At 37.9% G+C, this 18,655-nt stretch carries 19 protein-coding genes; 9 read left to right on the plus strand and 10 right to left on the minus strand.

Annotated features, from left to right (window positions below):
- Positions 1–44: 44 nt before the first annotated feature.
- The 7 genes from recN (at position 45) to SJY45_RS01725 (ending at position 7,731) form a co-directional block, all read left to right on the plus strand.
- Complete coding sequence (gene recN, locus SJY45_RS01695) at positions 45–1,697, plus strand: DNA repair protein RecN (RefSeq protein ID WP_400073048.1); 1,653 nt, start codon at positions 45–47, stop codon at positions 1,695–1,697.
- Positions 1,698–1,850: 153 nt separating this feature from the next.
- A complete protein-coding gene (locus SJY45_RS01700; protein WP_215439057.1) occupies positions 1,851–2,663 on the plus strand; it encodes an enoyl-ACP reductase in 813 nt (270 codons plus the stop codon).
- Between the two features lie 124 nt (positions 2,664–2,787).
- Positions 2,788–3,789, plus strand: a complete 1,002-nt coding sequence (locus SJY45_RS01705) for a glycosyltransferase (RefSeq protein ID WP_400073049.1) — start codon at positions 2,788–2,790, stop codon at positions 3,787–3,789.
- A gap of 123 nt (positions 3,790–3,912) precedes the next feature.
- A complete protein-coding gene (locus SJY45_RS01710) occupies positions 3,913–4,758 on the plus strand; it encodes a CdaR family protein (RefSeq protein WP_400073050.1) in 846 nt (281 codons plus the stop codon).
- Positions 4,755–5,342, plus strand: a complete 588-nt coding sequence (coaE, locus tag SJY45_RS01715) for a dephospho-CoA kinase (protein WP_400073051.1) — start codon at positions 4,755–4,757, stop codon at positions 5,340–5,342. The genes SJY45_RS01710 and coaE overlap by 4 nt, the downstream gene beginning before the upstream one ends.
- Before the next feature lie 83 nt (positions 5,343–5,425).
- Complete coding sequence (locus SJY45_RS01720) at positions 5,426–7,009, plus strand: sensor histidine kinase KdpD (RefSeq protein ID WP_215439061.1); 1,584 nt, start codon at positions 5,426–5,428, stop codon at positions 7,007–7,009.
- 11 nt (positions 7,010–7,020) lie between these two features.
- Entirely contained in the window at positions 7,021–7,731 is a 711-nt protein-coding gene (locus tag SJY45_RS01725; RefSeq protein WP_215439062.1) for a response regulator transcription factor, read from the plus strand.
- A 53-nt stretch (positions 7,732–7,784) separates the two neighbouring features.
- Here SJY45_RS01725 and SJY45_RS01730 read toward each other — a convergent pair whose 3' ends face one another.
- From SJY45_RS01730 to SJY45_RS01760, 7 genes are read right to left on the minus strand one after another with little or no spacing between them, the layout of a single operon-like run.
- A complete protein-coding gene (locus SJY45_RS01730; RefSeq protein ID WP_400073052.1) occupies positions 7,785–8,279 on the minus strand; it encodes a gluconokinase in 495 nt (164 codons plus the stop codon).
- Positions 8,269–9,210, minus strand: a complete 942-nt coding sequence (miaA, locus tag SJY45_RS01735; protein WP_400073053.1) for a tRNA (adenosine(37)-N6)-dimethylallyltransferase MiaA — start codon at positions 9,208–9,210, stop codon at positions 8,269–8,271. Before miaA ends, SJY45_RS01730 begins: the two co-directional genes overlap by 11 nt.
- Entirely contained in the window at positions 9,210–10,058 is an 849-nt protein-coding gene (locus tag SJY45_RS01740; RefSeq protein ID WP_215439064.1) for an ion transporter, read from the minus strand. The genes miaA and SJY45_RS01740 overlap by 1 nt, the downstream gene beginning before the upstream one ends.
- Before the next feature lie 3 nt (positions 10,059–10,061).
- Positions 10,062–11,432, minus strand: coding sequence for an exonuclease domain-containing protein (locus SJY45_RS01745; protein ID WP_400073054.1), 1,371 nt, complete (start codon positions 11,430–11,432; stop codon positions 10,062–10,064).
- Positions 11,433–11,484: 52 nt separating this feature from the next.
- Positions 11,485–12,141 (minus strand): YggS family pyridoxal phosphate-dependent enzyme, encoded by a 657-nt coding sequence (locus SJY45_RS01750; RefSeq protein ID WP_289040674.1) that lies wholly within the window; start codon positions 12,139–12,141, stop codon positions 11,485–11,487.
- Between the two features lie 42 nt (positions 12,142–12,183).
- Positions 12,184–13,071, minus strand: a complete 888-nt coding sequence (locus SJY45_RS01755; RefSeq protein ID WP_400073055.1) for a 3-hydroxyacyl-CoA dehydrogenase family protein — start codon at positions 13,069–13,071, stop codon at positions 12,184–12,186.
- A 17-nt stretch (positions 13,072–13,088) separates the two neighbouring features.
- Positions 13,089–14,048 (minus strand): Gfo/Idh/MocA family protein, encoded by a 960-nt coding sequence (locus SJY45_RS01760; RefSeq protein ID WP_303405851.1) that lies wholly within the window; start codon positions 14,046–14,048, stop codon positions 13,089–13,091.
- Between the two features lie 161 nt (positions 14,049–14,209).
- On the opposite strand from SJY45_RS01760, the gene SJY45_RS01765 reads away from it, so the two are divergent.
- Positions 14,210–14,851: a protein-L-isoaspartate(D-aspartate) O-methyltransferase gene (locus tag SJY45_RS01765; RefSeq protein ID WP_215439068.1), complete on the plus strand. Its 642-nt coding sequence runs from the start codon at positions 14,210–14,212 to the stop codon at positions 14,849–14,851.
- An 11-nt stretch (positions 14,852–14,862) separates the two neighbouring features.
- On the opposite strand, the gene smpB is transcribed toward SJY45_RS01765, so the two are convergent.
- Both smpB and SJY45_RS01775 read right to left on the minus strand, forming a co-directional pair.
- Positions 14,863–15,327 carry an SsrA-binding protein SmpB gene (gene smpB, locus SJY45_RS01770; protein WP_215439069.1) on the minus strand — a complete coding sequence of 155 codons (465 nt, stop codon included), beginning with the start codon at positions 15,325–15,327 and terminating at the stop codon, positions 14,863–14,865.
- 113 nt (positions 15,328–15,440) lie between these two features.
- The gene (locus SJY45_RS01775) at positions 15,441–15,998 is read right to left on the minus strand and encodes a histidine phosphatase family protein (protein ID WP_215439070.1); all 558 of its coding nucleotides are present in this window, start codon (positions 15,996–15,998) and stop codon (positions 15,441–15,443) included.
- Positions 15,999–16,097: 99 nt separating this feature from the next.
- Here SJY45_RS01775 and SJY45_RS01780 point away from each other — a divergent pair, with 99 nt between their 5' ends.
- On the plus strand, positions 16,098–17,900 hold the full coding sequence (locus SJY45_RS01780) for a PorP/SprF family type IX secretion system membrane protein (protein WP_400073056.1): 1,803 nt from the start codon (positions 16,098–16,100) through the stop codon (positions 17,898–17,900).
- 125 nt (positions 17,901–18,025) lie between these two features.
- Here the strand turns inward: SJY45_RS01780 and SJY45_RS01785 are convergent, their stop codons facing one another.
- The gene (locus SJY45_RS01785) at positions 18,026–18,622 is read right to left on the minus strand and encodes a TetR/AcrR family transcriptional regulator (protein WP_215914568.1); all 597 of its coding nucleotides are present in this window, start codon (positions 18,620–18,622) and stop codon (positions 18,026–18,028) included.
- Positions 18,623–18,655: the final 33 nt, after the last annotated feature.

An 18,655-nucleotide genomic window follows, 5' to 3' on the forward strand; every position in this document is an offset into this window, starting at 1 on the left:
CGGAATTATCAATTATCTTTACGGCACAAATCGAATAGAAAACTGTGCTAGTACACCTTTCCATAAAAAATTACGCATTAATAGATAATCTCAATGTAGACTTTACCAATGGGTTTACCTGTATTACGGGCGAAACCGGTGCCGGTAAGTCTATTTTATTGGGTGGTTTGTCTCTTGTTTTAGGCAAACGGGCCGATTTATCCTCGCTACGGAACAAGGATAAAAAATGTGTTATAGAAGCTGAATTTCAAATTGAAAAATACAACTTGAAACCGTTCTTTAAGGATAATGACCTAGAATATGAAGAGCGGACTATTATCCGAAGAGCGATACAGCCCAGTGGAAAATCCCGTGCCTTTATCAACGATTCTCCCGTTACATTGGATATTCTTTCGCGCTTGGGTAGCGGTCTTATAGATGTGCATTCTCAGCATCAGACATTACAGTTAACGGATAATGATTTTCAACTTAAAGTTATAGATGCTCTTGCGGGTAACAAGGCTCAATTAACAGATTACGCTTCAAAACTTCGCCTATATAGAACAACTTCAAAAGAGTTATCAGAACTTGTTGATTTTCAAAAAGAAGCGAACAAGGAGCATGATTATAATAGTTTTCTGTTAGAGGAACTTCAGGCCGCTCCTTTAAAATTGGGCGTGCAAGAAGAGTTGGAGGAGCAATATGAGCAGTTGAACAACGTAGAGAATATATTGGAGCTTATATCGTCCGGACACCAGCTTTTAAATGATGAGCAGGTGGGTATTGTGAGCTTGCTTACGGAGTTGAAGCAAGTGGCCAATAAATTATCCGGATTTGGTAGTCAGTACGCAGATCTTAACCAGCGTATACAATCGGTTTTTATAGAAGTTGATGATATAGCTTCCGAGCTTCAGAATTACCAAGAAGGTACTGAGGCCAATCCGCAATTGTTGGAAGAGACCAATACCAAGTTGCAGCAGCTATATGATTTACAAAAAAAGCATGGTGTTCAAGAAGTTTCCGAACTGCTACAGATCCGGGAAGACCTCTCTGAAAAAGTAAGCGTTACGGAAAACCTTGAGGCGGATATAGATAGAAAAGAAAAAGAGCTTGCGGATCAGAAAGTAGCGCTGCAAAAAGCTGCCGATGTTTTGACGGTTAGACGTAAAAAAGTAGTGCCGCAGCTTAAAAAGCAATTAGAAAGTTCTTTAAAAGCATTGGGTATGCCTAGTGCTACGTTTAAAATAGAACTTTTTAAAGCAAATGATTTCAAAGCAAATGGGGCGGACGGCCTTACATTTTTGTTCTCGGCCAATAAAGGTGGTGATTACGGGGAGCTGAAAAAAGTAGCCTCCGGAGGGGAACTGTCAAGGATAATGCTTACTATAAAGTCTATTTTGGCCAAGTATGAAAACTTGCCAACCATTATGTTCGATGAAATAGATACTGGTGTTTCCGGTGAAATATCCGGGAAAATGGGAGATATTATGCAGGCTATGAGCAAAAGTATGCAGGTATTCTCCATTACCCATTTACCTCAAGTAGCTTCAAAAGGAGATCATCATTTTAAGGTATACAAGCAGGAGGAAGGTGCTGTAACCAAAACCAATATGAAGCAATTGAACAATGAGGAAAGGGTAGTGGAATTGGCAGAAATGTTAGGGGGTAAAGAGCTTTCTGATTCTGCAATGGCCCATGCAAGACAACTTTTGAACTAGAATATAGGTTTAGTACCTAACTACAGAGGTTATATTATTAGTTTAAGGTCTATTTTAAGACTATAAATGTGTTTTTCTTCGCATGGCAACTATTTGTTGCCAACTTTTTAAATATCTTTGAAGCTTTAAGAACAACCAACAGAATCTAACACAATGTCGTATAATTTATTAAAAGGTAAGAGAGGAATTATTTTTGGAGCTTTGGATGAAAATTCTATAGCTTGGAAAACAGCAGAGCGCATTCATGAAGAAGGCGGTACTTTTGTTTTGACCAATGCACCCGTAGCCATGCGTTTAGGGCAAATTAAAGATTTGGCCGAAAAAACAGGTTCTCAGGTTATTCCTGCCGATGCAACTAGCGAAGAAGATTTAGCAAACTTGGTAGCCCAGTCTATGGAGATTCTAGGTGGAAAAATCGATTTTGTACTGCACGCTATCGGTATGTCCATCAATGTTAGAAAAGGTCGTTCTTACACAGATGAAAAATACGACTTTACAACTAAGGGGTGGGATGTTTCCGCCCTGTCTTTTCACAAAGTATTGCAAAGCTTATATAAAGCCGATGCCATGGCCGAATGGGGTAGCATTGTTGCCTTGACTTATATGGCGGCACAGCGCGTTTTTCCTGATTATAATGATATGGCGGATAATAAGGCCTATCTAGAATCGGTAGCGCGTAGCTTTGGTTATTTCTTTGGAAAGGAAAAGAATGTACGTGTCAATACTATATCTCAATCGCCTACGCCAACTACAGCTGGTCAAGGTGTTAAAGGTTTTGGAGGCTTCATTAGCTATGCCGAAAAAATGTCGCCTTTAGGAAATGCAACAGCATTGGAATGTGCGGATTATACGGTTACCCTATTCTCTGACCTAACTAAAAAGGTTACCATGCAAAACCTGTTCCATGACGGAGGTTTCTCCAATACAGGGGTTAGCCAAGAAGTTATAGAGCACTTTACCGAGTAGAAATAGAATACGTTTCAATAGATTTAATTCTGGCGAAGTGTTTGTTTTCGGCATAAATTTTGGGCATTTTACATTGCGAAAAAAAGTAATGTAAAATGCCCTAAGAATTTCCGTTAAAAAGCCCATGAATTTATCTTTTTCATTTATAGTTCCTGTTTATAATAGACCCGATGAAATTACGGAGCTATTAGAAAGCCTAACGCACCAGACCTATTCAAAGGATTTTGAAGTGCTGATTGTGGAGGATGGTTCTACGCTTTCTTCAGAAAGGGTGGTGGAAGATTTTAAGGATAGACTTTCTATATCGTACTATAAAAAGGCAAATTCAGGACCTGGTGATTCCAGAAACTACGGAATGGCCCGTGCCAAGGGCAATTATTTTCTGATTGTAGATTCGGATTGTATGATTCCGCCCCGGTATTTAGAAGCGGTTCATAATGTTTTGAACAAGGACTATGTGCATTGTTTTGGAGGTCCGGATGCGGCGCATGAATCTTTTGGTCTTTTACAAAAGGCTATTAACTATGCAATGACATCGGTACTTACCACGGGAGGTATTCGTGGTAATAAGAAAACAGTTAATAAGTTCCAGCCGCGAAGTTTTAATATGGGTATTTCCAAAACCGCATTTGAAACCGTAGGTGGCTTTGGTAAAATTCATCCGGGAGAGGATCCGGATTTTACCTTTCGTATTTGGGAGAAAGGGTATGAGACCAAACTAATACCTGAGGCATTCGTATATCATAAACGCCGTATTGATTGGAACAAGTTTTTTATACAGGTGAAGAAATTTGGTAGTGTACGACCTATTTTGAACAAATGGCATCCTAAGACATCAAAAATGACTTATTGGTTTCCAACGTTGTTTTGTTTGGGGTTTTTAGCATCTTTGGTGTTTATGGCGGTAGGTATACCCTTCCCCTTGTATTTATACGCTATATATTTTTCACTCATTTTTATAGATTCATTTTTGAAGAATAGAAATTTGGCCGTTGCTCTATTGTCTTTGGTGGCTGTGAGCATTCAATTTATGGGATATGGATATGGTTTTTTAAAATCGACCATCTTCCTTAACTTTAGCAAAAAGGAACCGGAAACATTGTTTCCATATTTATTTTTTAAATAATTGATAAACAAGGTAGTAGATTTTGTAAAAAAGGCACTTAAGAAGAGAAAAGTAAAAATATTTTTAGTGTTTTTGTTTTTTTCCACCTTGATATGGCTCATAAACAACCTTTCACGGAGTTATGTGAGTACGGCAAATTTTGATTTGGAATATGTGAACGTTCCAGAAGGGTATTTGTTTAAGGGTTCTACGGATAGTGAGCTAAAAGTGAAACTTAAGGCCGGTGGGTTTCAGTTTTTAGGTTTTAATTTTAAGCATGCAAAAATTGATATTGACCTAGCGGATGCCAAACAAAAGGACTCCATATTTTATATTCCCCAAAAGATTTATAGAAAACAAGTAGAAAAACAGTTGAGTGGATCAATGTCTTTGATAGATATTGAAACCGACACTCTTTTTGTGGGTATGTTGGCCGTTATTTCCAAGAAAGTACCGGTTAGACCAAATGTAGAGGTCAATATGGCCAGAAACTATTTGTTGGATGGAAAAATGGAAGTTAAACCGGATTCCATTACCATTACGGGGCCTTCAAAGGAAATAGATACTATAAATGTGGTCCGAACCCATAAAAGGACTTTACCAGATCTAGATACCAATTTTTCTGAAATGGTAGCGGTTTTTAAACCTGAAGAACTAAAAAACACCATGTACTCTGCAAGTGAGGTGGAGCTTACTGCAAAAATCGCGCGTTTTTCGGAAAAGGTTTTTGAGGTTAAAATTAAGACGGTTCACTTTCCCGGTAACATTGAGGTAAAAACGTTTCCAGATGAAGTAGGGGTAATATGTAAAGCCAAATTAGATCGTCTTAAAAAATTAGAAGTTTCGGATTTTGAGGTTATTGCAGATTATGGGCAGTTAAGAGATGGTAACCCGGAAAAACTTAAATTAGAATTAAGAAAAAAACCAAGTGGTCTGCATAGCGTAAAACTGCAAACAACCAGTGTGGAATATATATTGAATAAAAAATGACCATTGTAGGTTTAACAGGTGGTATAGGAAGTGGTAAGACCACTGTTGCCAAAATGTTCGAAGAGTTGGGGGTGCCGGTATACAATTCCGATAACCGGGCCAAAAGTTTAATGCAGGAGTCCCCTGAATTGGTCAAAAGCATTAAAGATTTGTTAGGAGAGGAAGCTTACCTTAACGGAATATTGAATCGGGCGTATGTATCACAGCAGGTATTTAATAACAAGGAACTTTTAGAGGCCCTCAATGCCATAGTTCATCCTGCAGTACGTCAAAATTTTATAGGTTGGGCCAAGGAGCAAAAATCAGGATATGTGATTCAGGAAGCGGCTATAATCTTCGAAATTGGTTCACAGGATTTTTATGATTGTATCATTTTAGTGACCGCTCCGGAGGAGACAAGAATAGAACGTGTTATGCAACGTGATAGTGACAATACCGTTGAAGGGATAAAAGCACGAATGAAAAATCAATGGGACGATGCTAAAAAAATAGAAGCTTCTGACTATATTATCCAAAACGAGAACATAGAGCAAACCAAGGTTCAAGTTTTAGACGTGCATCGCGATATACTTAATAAAATATAGGCCTCACGCAGTTTTAACATTTTTGTTAAGGTTTGGTTAAACCTACTATCTACTAGTTGTTAAATCTTTAATTTTGTTTTTAAATGAATAAGAGGTTATTTGTCCTTTTGGTGGCGTTGATGAGTCTCTCCTTGATAGGAATAATATCTGTTCAGTTCTTGTGGATAAAGCAGTCTGTAGAAGACAAGGAAGAACAATTTTCCAACACAGTGTCCGAAGTTTTGAACGAAGTGTCGGATAAAATTGAAGAAAGAGAGACAAAGGATTATTTTGAACGCTACATTAATATAAAAGATAGTGTAGGCGAGCCTAAAAGTTCCCATTTACGAAATATCTTTTTTATAGACCGTGATATAAACTCCAATGAGATTCGGTTTTATTCCCATGGTATTTTAGAAGAAGATTACAATATAGCATCTACGTTCTTTGATAACGGTAATGGTAGCGATACCGTAGCCACAATTAAAAACTATACGAGCAAGCGTTCCAAAACTATTTTTAAGGAAGATTTTGGATTGGACGGTAAGGAGTATAAGCTGAATGCGGTACAAAAACTTGAAAAAATTGGTGGACTTTCTGCAATAGAGAAGGCCCAGTTTGAAGACGTTTTTAGTGAATACGCCAAGAAAGTACCTATCCACAAAAGGGTTTCCAATCAAGAAATTCAGTTGCTTTTAAATCGTGAGCTAAAGAACAGGAACCTTAATATTGATTATGAATATGGGGTTTACAGTAGAGGGCTTCCTACCAAGGTAAAGTCCAGGAAATTCAAGTTTGACAAGGACATGCTTTATGAAACCGCTATCTTTAAGGATAGTGAGGGAGCAAGCAATTTTTCGCTCTTGATTTCCTTTCCAAAGAAGAAAAAGTTTTTGATTCAGTCTATCATAAAAATGGCGCTGTTGTCGCTGCTTTTTACTTTGGTCATAGTCATAGCGTATTCCGGTGCAATTTATCAGCTTATACGTCAGAAACAGATTTCGGAGATAAAATCCGATTTCATAAATAATATGACACATGAGTTTAAAACACCTATTGCAACTATCAATTTAGCGGTAGAGGCTATCCGAAACCCTAAAATAATAGGAGACCCGGAAAAAGTAGATAGGTATTTAACCATGATTCGTGAGGAAAACAAACGAATGCATGCCCAAGTAGAGAACGTATTGAGAATATCCAAATTGGAGAAGAACCAGTTGGATATTAGTAAGGATAGGGTAGATGTACACGACATAATAGAGGATGCAATTGCCCACGTAGAGTTGATTGTATCTGACAGAGGCGGATATATAGAAACGCATTTAAACGCAGGTAGAACTGAGGTTTTGGCCAGCGAAATGCACTTTACGAACGTTATTGTAAATATTCTGGATAACGCCATTAAATATTCAACAAAGGCACCACGTATAGATATATATACAGAGGTAGCCAAGAATTATATTGTAATAGAAATAAAAGACCAAGGAGCTGGGATGAGCAAAGCCGTGGTCAAAAAAGTATTTGAAAAATTCTACCGTGAACACACGGGAGATTTACATAATGTTAAGGGGCATGGCCTAGGGTTGGCATATGTAAAAAAGATTGTAGACGATCACCAAGGTGAAGTTTACGCAGAAAGTGAAAAAGGAAAGGGAAGTACTTTCTATATAAAATTGCCTTTAATCTAACTCAACAAGTTATGGAAACAATTAATAAAAAAATACTCTTAGTAGAAGATGATCCCAATTTTGGAATTGTGCTAAAGGACTATTTATCAATGAATGATTTTGATGTCACTTTAGCCAAGAATGGTATGGAGGGGTTTGAAAAATTCAAAAAGGATAATTATGACATCTGTATTTTAGATGTGATGATGCCTTATAAAGACGGTTTTACCTTGGCAAAGGAAATTCGTGAAAAGAATGAAAATGTTCCGATCGTTTTCCTGACCGCTAAAACCATGAAAGAAGATGTTCTAAAAGGGTATAAAGCAGGGGCTGATGATTATTTGAACAAGCCTTTTGATTCTGAAGTCCTTTTAATGAAAATTAGAGCTATTCTTCAAAGAAAAGCATCTAATACGTTGGCGGATAGCAAGAAGTTTGAATTTAAAATTGGAAACTTCCACTTAAACTCTAAACTTAGATTCTTAAAGTATAAAGAAGAGGAAGCTATTAAACTTTCGCCAAAAGAAAATGAACTTTTAAGACTTTTGGCTCTTCATGAAAATGATTTGATGCCAAGGGAATTAGCGCTGACAAAAATATGGAGAGATGATAACTATTTCACTTCCCGTAGTATGGATGTGTACATTGCTAAGCTAAGAAAGTACTTAAAATTAGATGATACGGTCGAAATCTTGAACATTCACGGAGAAGGTTTCCGTTTAGTGGTAAAAGAGGACGTATAGTAGTACTGCATATTTTATAAAAAAGCCCTGATATACGATATATCAGGGCTTTTTTAATTTAAATCGCTAATTATTTTAGCAACAATTTCTTCGGGTGTCTGCATAATGGATATTGTAATCGCCTCTTTTGGGACTTCTAAAGTGTTGAATTGGGAACGCAATAATTCTGGAGGCATAAAGTGATTTTTGCGCTGTGAAAGACGCTCCATAATTTCATCAAAAGTTCCTTTTAAGTATACAAACTGAAGTTCCTTATCTAGGCCGTTCTGTAATATAGTACGGTATTTATTTTTAAGTGCGGAACAAGCTATTACTGCTCCTGTGTCACTTTTTTCTATGGCTAGAAGATTCAGTCTTTCTAACCAGCCTTGGCGGTCATTGTCATCTAACGGATTGCCTTCGGCCATTTTTTTTACGTTGGCTTCCGGATGGTAATCATCCCCATCATAGAATCCTAAATTTAACTCTTTGGCCAAGAGTTTGCCAATCGTACTTTTTCCCGAGCCGGATACGCCCATGACGAATATTATGGGGTGTTTACTTTTCATTTGAAATAGTATTATTTAGTATCGCTATCAATTCTTGAAAATCTGCATTATAAGGAGTCCAGATGGTCTCCTCGTTTCGTTTGAACCAAGTTAATTGTCGTTTTGCGAATCTGCGTGTATTTTTCTTTATTTCCTCTAAGGCAAAGTTAAGGTCATTATGTTCCGGGCTATTATCAAGGTTTTCTTGTTTTTCAAAATAACTGAAAAGCTCTCGGTAGCCAACCGTTTGTAAGGCGTTAAGCTCTTTGTGCTTATCAAGTTGCCTAGCTTCCTCAATAAGACCTTCCTTAACCATAATGTCTACACGCTGGTTAATGCGGTCGTAAATTAGGGAGCGGTCTGCTTCTAAACCAATAGTGATGGTTTTAAACGGACGATTTTTTTTATTTTTTGATAGAAAGGAGGAGTAGGGGGTGTTGGTACCCATGCAAATTTCAAGTGCTCTTATGAGTCTATGCGGATTGTTTAAATCTACGGACGCGTAGTACTTGGGGTCTCTTTCTTGAAGTTCTTTTTGCAAGAATTCAATTCCTTTTTCGGCAAAATATTGATTAAGCTGTTCACGTATTTTTGGGTCTACTTTTGGAAAGTCGTCCAAACCTTCGGTTACGGCTTTGGTATATAATCCGCTTCCGCCAACCATGACCACTATATTGTTTTTTTTGAAAAGGGTTTCTAACAGTTGAAGGGCATCCCGTTCAAAATCGCCCACAGAATACGAATCAAAAATGCTGATATGTTGTATAAAGTGATGTTTGGCTTCACTTAGTTCTTCTGGTGTTGGTACAGCGGTACCAATTCTCATTTCTTTAAAAAACTGTCTGGAATCCGCAGAAATAATTTCGGTATTATAATGCTGTGCAAGAGAAATTGCAAGTTTGGTCTTGCCAATCGCGGTTGGGCCTACTACGGATAAAAGTATTTTTTCCATTACAGCTCGCTTCCACAATTATAACAATGGCTGGCATCGTCCCTATGACCTTCTTTAGCACAGTTCCTGCAGGCTTGAGTGTTTACATGTACAAAATGATTGTTGCCTACTTTTTTCTGTTCTTGTCCTCTTTTACCAAACTCTACCGTAACAATACCCGTAGGAACGGCAATTACACCATACCCGACCAACATAATCAATGTGGCTATAAACTGCCCTTGTGGTGTAATGGGCGCAATGTCTCCATAGCCAACTGTAGTTAGTGTTACTATAGTCCAATAGATGCTCGTAGGGATACTGGTAAAACCGGCCTCGTCTCCCTCTATTAAATACATGAGCGTACCCAATATTACAGAAAGAATAAGTACGGCAAATAGAAAAACGGTTATTTTGGCCCTACTGGCTTTTAATGCATTTTTAAGCTGAGAGGCCTCTCCTAAAAACCGAACCAATTTTAGGATTCTAAAGACCCTTAAAAGACGTAATGACCTGATAGCCAAAAGTACTTGCGACCCTGCGAAAATATAGGAAAGATATAATGGAATGGTAGATAACAGATCAATTATTCCATAAAAACTAAAAATGTATTTCTTAGGTTGTTTTATGCTGATGATTCTAGCAATATATTCAATGGTAAAAAGGATGGTTACCACCCATTCTAGTATAAAAAGTGTTTGGTGGTATTCTGCATCGATCCATTTTACGCTTTCCAACATTACCAGAAGTACACTGATGATGATTAGGATAAACAACAAAATGTCAAACCATTTACCCAAAGGAGTATCTGCTTCATAAATAATTTCATGAACTTTATACTTCCAGCCTTTATCGGGTTTATGTTCTCTCAAATTTTATTGATCGCTTAATTCTAGAATTTTTAAACTGTGCTTTTTACGTATATAGGTTTCAATTATGTGCGTGGTATTATGATTACCGCGCATAGGCACGATTATAGATTCTAAGATATGAATATTATTAATTTGATGATTCAAGTTATAATAACCAATACCCTTAAAGTCTCCATTTTTTATTAATACGGCACTGTATTCACCAATTTCTCGCCCCTTATCTACTATAACTACGTTTTTCTGGTTTAACGAGTATTTATTTACCGCTTGAGCGACTCGTTGGTTATACTCCTCAACCGGTTCTTTGGAAATGCAGGCACCAAGGCACGCATCATCATCGTAGTTGGAGCAGTTGCCCTTGGCTTCTGATATACCGTTTATTTTATCGCAGAGATTGAATTCACGGGTTAACTTATAAATAAAGTTAGAAGCTCCGGCAAGACTATTAAACGTAGCAAAAGACCCGTTTCTTTCTGTTGTTTTTCTGATTTTGAAAGTTGAGTAGCCCGCTTCATTTTTTTCAACATATATCCCGTGACTAAAAATAACGGCTTTGGGCCTGTGGTTATATTTAGGTCGGTTTCTTTTAAGCTCTTCGTTTTCCTTTAAAAGAGCAACCAATTCATTTCCGGTTCTTTCAAAAGTTACCTTTTTAGTCGCTTTTTGTAGTTGTCTTGAACGTCCGCCTGATTTGGTAAAATGCTGGTTTACCCTTTTCTTTATGTTGGTACTTTTGCCTAGATAGAGTATTTCCCCGTCCTTATCGTGCATATAATATACTCCCGTTTCGGAGGGTAAGGAGTCAACAATATCCAACTGCCGATCAGAAAGTTCACCTTCCGTTTCTTTGCGAATAACACTTTTTATGATTGTCTTGTCAAGGTCTTTAGAAAGTAATATTTTAAAGAGTTGAAGTGTTGCCAAGGCATCACCGTTTGCTCTATGCCTATCACTTACGGCAATCCCCAAAGACCTCACCAGTTTACCAAGGCTATGTGATTCCGCTTCCGGAATCAATTTTTTGGAAAGCTCTACCGTACACAAGGTTTTTCGCTCAAAATTATAGCCTAACCGTCTAAATTCAGTCCGTAATATTCTATAATCAAATTGTGCGTTATGGGCAATGAGTACCGTGTCTTCGGTTATTTCTACAATTCGTTTGGCCACCTCATGGAATTTTGGGGCGGTCTGTAACATTTTATTGTTGATACCGGTAAGTTTTACAACAAATGGTTGAATCTCTTTTTCCGGGTTTACCAAACTAATAAACTGGTCTACCACCTTATGTCCGTCAAATTTATGAATGGCAATTTCTGTTATGCCCTCTTCATTAAATTTACCTCCTGTGGTCTCAATATCTAAAATGGAATACATCTATCTGTTTTTGTACTGTGGTAGCGGTTTGGTCTTGGTTGAAAGTAGAATGTTAATAATTCCGCTTACCAAAGATACTACTTCCAATGCGTACCATGGTACTTCCTTCTTCAATAGCTATTTGATAATCTCCGCTCATCCCCATGGATAGGGTTTTTATTTTTGGATTTTCAGGTTGAATGGAATCAAAAATTGACTTTAATTGTCTGAACTCCCTTCTTACTTGGGATTCATCATCTGTAAAAGTGGCCATACCCATTAAACCTACCACATTTATATTTTTAAGTTCACGGTATGCTTCCGAATTTAGAATGGCATGCAGTTCCTCTTTGTCGAGTCCAAATTTAGTGTCTTCTTCTGCAATATGAATTTGAAGAAGACAGTCTAAGGTACGGTTGTTTTGCTCCGCTCTTTTATTGATTTCGCTCAAAAGTCTAAAGCTGTCTACACCATGAACCAAATTAACAAACTCAGCCATGTATTTTACTTTGTTGCGCTGTAAATGGCCGATCATATGCCATTGAATATCTTTTGGCAGGCGCTCCCATTTGCCTGTCATTTCCTGCACCTTGTTCTCTCCAAATATGCGTTGGCCGGCGGTATAGGCTTCCATGATGTCTTCGTCCGGTTTTGTTTTGGAAACGGCAACCAGGGTCACATGTTCGGGAAGTGTGTTCTTTATTTCTAAAAGATGATCTTTTATCATTATGTTACTTGTGGATTGTAGGTTCTACTAAGCTTGTTTTAGGTTTTATAAAAATTGGCTGGAAACCTTTTCTGCCTTTTTTGATTCGCTGTAATCATAAAAACCTTCGCCTGATTTTACCCCTAATTTTTTTGCCATTACCATATTTACTAAAAGTGGACAAGGTGCGTATTTTGGATTTTTAAAACCATCGTACATAACGTTTAGAATGGATAGGCATACGTCTAAACCAATAAAGTCAGCTAGTTGAAGCGGGCCCATTGGGTGTGCCATACCCAATTTCATAACCGTGTCAATTTCAGAAACACCGGCTACACCATTGTAAAGTGTTTCAATAGCTTCGTTAATCATGGGCATTAGAATCCTATTTGCTACAAAACCGGGGTAGTCGTTTACTTCTGTTGGGGTTTTGCCCAATTGCATGGAAAGCTCCATAATCTGTGCCGTAGTTTCATCGGAAGTGCTATAACCTCTTATGATTTCTACCAATTGCATGATGGGAACAGGGTTCATAAAATGCATGCCGATAACCTTCTGCGGCCGATTTGTAGAAGCTGCAATTTGAGTGATAGAAATAGAGGACGTATTTGTAGCTAAAATGGTGTGTTCATTGCAAATAGCGTCTAACTCTTTAAAAATACCCAGTTTAACATTTAGATTTTCGGAAGCGGCTTCAACTACTAAATCTACGTTGGCAACCCCATCTTTAAGCGTGGTAAAGGTTGAAATACGGTCTAGAGTTGCTTTTTTATCGCTCTCTGATATTTTTTCCTTAGCCAACATTCTATCCAGATTTTTAGAGATGTTAGTTAATCCCTTGGTCAACGAATCTTCTGAAATATCTATCAAATGTACATTGTGGCCGTTTTGCGCAAAAACATGGGCAATTCCGTTGCCCATAGTTCCTGCACCTATAACTGCTATGTTCTGCATAGGTTTTTTTTTAAGATTTAAAAAGAAGCAATAATCTGTAATGCTACTTTTAATGCTTGTGTGCCTTGCTTTAGGCTTACGATTGGGGTAGTGTCATTGGCAATAGCATCTGCAAAACTTTCTAATTCATCAAGAATGGCGTTATTGGTGCCCACTTCCGGATTTTCAAAATAGATCTGTTTCTTTTCGCCTTCCGCATTTTGGAGAACCATATCAAAATCGCCTACTTTTTCGGGAGCATCCTTCATTTTTACCACCTCAACTTTTTTCTCCAAGAAGTCTACGGATATGTAAGCATCTTTTTGAAAGAAACGTGATTTACGCATGTTTTTCAATGAAATTCTACTAGCGGTCAAGTTTGCAACACAACCATTTTCAAACTCTATTCGTGCATTGGCAATATCAGGAGACTTGCTTATGACCGAAACCCCACTTGCATTGATTTGTTTTACCTCGGATTTTACAACGCTAAGAATAGCATCAATATCATGTATCATAAGGTCTAGCACCACTGGCACATCCGTACCACGGGGATTGAACTCCGCCAAACGATGGCTTTCAATGAACATTGGGGTGTTAATCTGGTGTTTTACTGCAGAAAAAGCGGGATTAAAACGTTCTACATGTCCTACTTGGCCTTTTACGTTATACTTTTTTTCTAGTTCAAGAAGCTGTGCAGCTTCTTCAAAAGTATTGGTTATCGGTTTTTCTATAAAGATATGCTTCCCTTTTTCCATGGCCTTTTTGGCACAATCAAAATGGGAAAGGGTAGGGGTTACGATATCTACTACATCTACAGCTTCAATAAGTTTATTGATGTTGTCGTAATAATGGTACCCAAATTCATCCGCTACCTTTTTTCCGTTTATAGCATCGGCATCATAAAAACCGACCAATTCATATTTTTTTGATTCATTTAACAGACGTAAATGTATTTTTCCTAAATGACCTGCGCCTAATACGCCAACTCTGAGCATAAATTTCAATTTGTATCAAAAATAAGGATAGTTTCGGAGTTTTCGGGTTTCATTTAGGAAGATTAAAGTTTACGGATTTTAAAAAATGAAGGCTGACATTTAGTCGGTAGACTTGTGAGTTGAAATTTTACAAGTTAACTTTACCTTCCAAAACCAAACCATTGAGAGATACTTTAAAACATAGGGGAATGCGCAATAAGCTGGCCGAAGTATTGGTAGCTAAAGGCATTTCGGATAAAAATGTGCTGGAAGCTATACGTACCATACCCAGACATTTATTTATGGACAGTAGTTTTGAGGGACACGCCTACCAAGATAAGGCGTTTCCTATTGCGGCCGATCAAACTATTTCTCAACCCTATACCGTGGCTTTTCAATCGCAATTATTAGAGGTAAAACCCGACCAGAATATATTGGAAATTGGTACGGGCAGTGGGTATCAAACGGCAGTATTATTGCTTTTAAGGGCTAAGGTATACACTATAGAACGCCAATTGGAACTGTTCAAGAAAACCAAGATTTTCTTTAGAAAAATGGGCTATAGACCTAAAAAAATGATTTTTGGTGACGGGTACAAAGGGTTGCCGGAGCAGGCACCTTATGATGGTATCATTGTTACTGCCGGAGCTCCAGAAGTACCTAGGGCACTCATGAGCCAGTTGAAAATTGGGGGTAGATTAGTTATTCCTGTAGGTACGGACGATCAAATCATGACCTTGTTCATCAGAAAGTCCGAAAAAGAATTCGAGAAAAAGGAATTCGGTTCTTTTCGTTTTGTTCCTCTTCTGGAGAATAAGAACTAAACCACTTTTTTTTAGCTATTAAAGCTTTTCTTGATTCTGGATAGATTACGTTGATTGTCGCGATCTTTCAGGGTTTCTCGCTTGTCATAAAGTTTTTTACCCTTGGCCAAGGCCACTTTTAATTTTGCCAAGCCTCTATCGTTTATAAATAGGTTGGTGGGTACGATGGTAAAACCAGAAGTAGTAACCTCTTTGCGCAATTTTTTAAGCTCCCGTTTGTTCATGAGCAATTTGCGTTCCGCCTTTGGCTTGTGATTAAAATGAGAAGCATGGGAATATTCGTCTATCTGCATATTGATTACAAATAGTTCTCCCGCTTCATTAAACTCACAAAAGCTTTGGGTAATGGAAGCTTTTCCTTCACGAATGGATTTTATTTCCGTTCCGGCCAAAACAATTCCCGTTACATAGGTGTCTATGAACTCATATTCAAACTTGGCCTTCTTATTCTTTATGTTGATGTTCTTCTGAACCATACCGCAAAAATAGTGAAGTTCCCTAAATTATAGACTAATTCATGGGTATAGATATTTGATAAGGGCATATTAAAAACTTATACCGCTTTTCTCTGTGCCGTCAAAAAAGAAGATTACCGTTCTTTAGGACAATTACAGTTAATGTGAAGTCTTTGCGAAGTAGCTTGTTGGCCAACTATTTGTACAATAAAAAGACTTCCGTTATCGGTATCGTCCATTTCATAATATAGGTCTATGCCTATCATTTGGTTTACAAAATCAGGAGTGGTGTTACTATGGCCAACAACAAGAACGTTCTTGCCAAGATTGTCTTTTTTAAACTGCTCTATGTTTACGTTCTGAGGTTCGTAATACTTTACGTCAAGCTCTTTTTTTACGGCCGTTGGTGCGGCGGTCATAGAAGTTCTTTCGTAATCCGTGGTGTAAATAATATCTAGATCAACATCTTTTAATATCTCTGCCCAGTGCATAGCTCTTCCCAAACCGCGTTGGTTTAATTCCGGATCTACATTTTCAGGGTCCGTACGGTCTTTTTCTGCATGGCGAATAAAATAAAAAGTAGAAACTACACCATTTGTGTTGGTATCTTGATTAACTTTTGTATCGTCTTTACAACTTACAAAAATTAAGGCTGTAAGGATAATAATATATAAGGATTTGATCCGTTGCATAATAGGTAATAGTTTTTGGTTGAAAACTCTTGCATAATTGTTAACTAAATTTAGACAAAAAAAGTATGTAGGAATACTGGTTTTTGTTTTTTTGTAATCATGCTCAGAACTCTATACACATTTCTCTTTTTATTGTCTGTTTTGGTTCTGCGGAGTCAAGAGTCTCGTTTGCCTGCAGACTTAAGGCAACATAACTTAACAACGTACAACGCCAGTTTATTTAATCCCGCATTTTCTATGGATAGGAACAATGCCAATTCTCTGGCCTATTGGGTGCGTTGGCAGTGGCAGGCAATAGATGGTAATCCTACTACCCAGTTTTTAAATTACACTAGAAAATTAAATGGTAAGTCTGCGGTTGGCGTGGCATTCTTTCAGCAAAATACAGGTGTCTATTTTGATACGGGCGGGGTCATTAATTACGCGCACAGTTTTAATCTTAATGAAAGTGTAAAACTTTCGGTAGGGGCAAACGTATTTGGTTTTGTGCAGTCTCTTGCTGATGACCGTTTTACGGTAAATCCTGATTTTCCATTATTACAATCAGCTCCAACGGATGATTTTATACTACAGGTGGCACCAGGGGTGAGTTTGAGTGTGGAGCGACTTACATTAGGTTTTGCTTCCGAAAATTTAATCGATTTTAATTTTACCGAAAAAGAAGCGAATACGGAAAAAGAGGATAAGGTCTTTATGGGGATTGTTTCCTATGATTTTCCGGTAACTTTAGGTGCGGCACAAAATTCATTTATACGTCCGTCTATGTATTTGCGTACCATTCCCGGTGAGGCCAATCAAGTAGGTTTTAATGCATTATTGAACACGAATAAATATTGGGGACAATTAGGCTTCAACAATTTTTATGGATATGGCATTGGAGCGGGAGGCACATTTTTTAACCATTTGTCCTTAGGTGCGTTGGTAGAATTTGGAGCAAGTTCATCCGTGAGTTCCGAGCCTTCTTTTGAGTTGATGGCGGCTTACTTTTTTGGAAAGCCAGAGGAACGTCATAAGATGGTGGGGGCTGTTGATCTAGAGGAAAATGAGCTCGATCAAATAGAGTCAGAGACTATTGCCGACGCTGAAGAGGAAAAGAAAAATGAAGCTGTAGCCCAAGAATTGGAAAAAGCTGCGGAATTGGCTGAAGCTTCAAAAGATGAAGAAAAGCAGGCTAAAAAAGAAGAAAAGGAGCGTCGCAGATTAGAAAAAATTGCCCAAGATTCCATAGCTAAATCTGAAAAAGAACAAGCCTTAGCATTAAGAAAAGAGGAAAAACGACTTAAAAAGGAGGCTACCGAAAAAGCCAAAGAAGAGGAAGCACTTGCCCAAGCAGCAGAAAAACAAGCAGAAGAGCAAGAAAGTGTAATGGCTGAAAAAGCGAAAGCAGCAGAAGTTGCCAAAGCTGAACAAGAGGAGCAAAAAAGAAGACTGGACTCTATTAATAACGCCAAGGAAAAAGAGGCACTTGCTGCAGCCGAGAGTGTTGAAAAGAAAAGACGAGAGGCCGAAGCGGAAGCTCAAAAAGTAGCTCAAGAAAAGGCAAAACAAGAGGCGCTTGAAAAAGAGAAGGCGGCTCAAGAGGCTAAGCTAGCACAACAAGAAGAGGTGGTTGTTCCTAAAAAAGGTGAAAAATACGAAGAAGTAAAAACTGAGGATGGGCTAGAACCGGGGTACTATTTAATTGCCAATGTTTTTGGGACCAAAAAGTATTTTGATGCTTTTATGGCGGATATGAAGAAAAGGGGACTTCAGCCTAAATCTTTTGTGCGTAGTAAGAACAAATTCAATTACGTCTACTTAGGGCGCTATAACACTATGGGACAGGCTAGGCAGGCTAGAGATAGTAAGTTTGATGGTAAGTTTACAGGCAACACTTGGATTTTTAGAGTAGTTGGCAAGTAAGAAGATAAAAAAACCGAGGAATACTGGTTGGTTAAACTTTAAATCCTACTTAAAATTGAATAGGAGGTAACAGCTATTAAACTTCTAAAAGATTTAAGAAAGCTATGAATGGTAGGTGTAAAACTTTACTTCTTAAGTTCTTTCTTTATGAGCACCTCTAAATAAGCGATGGTATTGGTTAGGTACTTTTTATCAGTGGTCATAGTGGCCATGGCAATTGCACCTTGAATCATAGTAAAAAGTTGTTTGGCAAATTGCAGCGGAGTAACGGGAAGGTGTAGTTCATTATTCTTAGAACCGTTCTCAAGCACTAAGGCTATCTTGCCTTCCATTTCTCTAATAACTTCTTTGTTGGCAGCAACCAATAATCTATTGTTGTGCTGCGCATCAACCCCGGTATTTAAAATAGGGCATCCGCCCATGCTCAGGGTAAACGAGTCGTAGTTTCTATAAAAATCCGTGAGTTTAAAAAGCTTGTCAAGAGCATTGTTTTCTTCCGCAAGAACTTCATCTACTTTTGATAAGAGTAAGTTGCTGTTGTATTGATAGGCAGATAAAGCTAAAGCTTCCTTATTTTCAAAATTACCATAAATGGCCCCTTTGGTTAATCCTGTAGCTTCCGTAAGGTCGCTCATACTGGTTCCGATATATCCGTGTTTGTTAAAAACGGAGGCAACAGTTTCAATAATAAAGGCTGTAGTTCTTTCGGCTTTCGTAGACATAATGGTACAGTTTTATACGAAGATAAAGAAATT

The organism is Zobellia russellii, assembly GCF_044597075.1.
GTDB lineage: Bacteria > Bacteroidota > Bacteroidia > Flavobacteriales > Flavobacteriaceae > Zobellia > Zobellia russellii.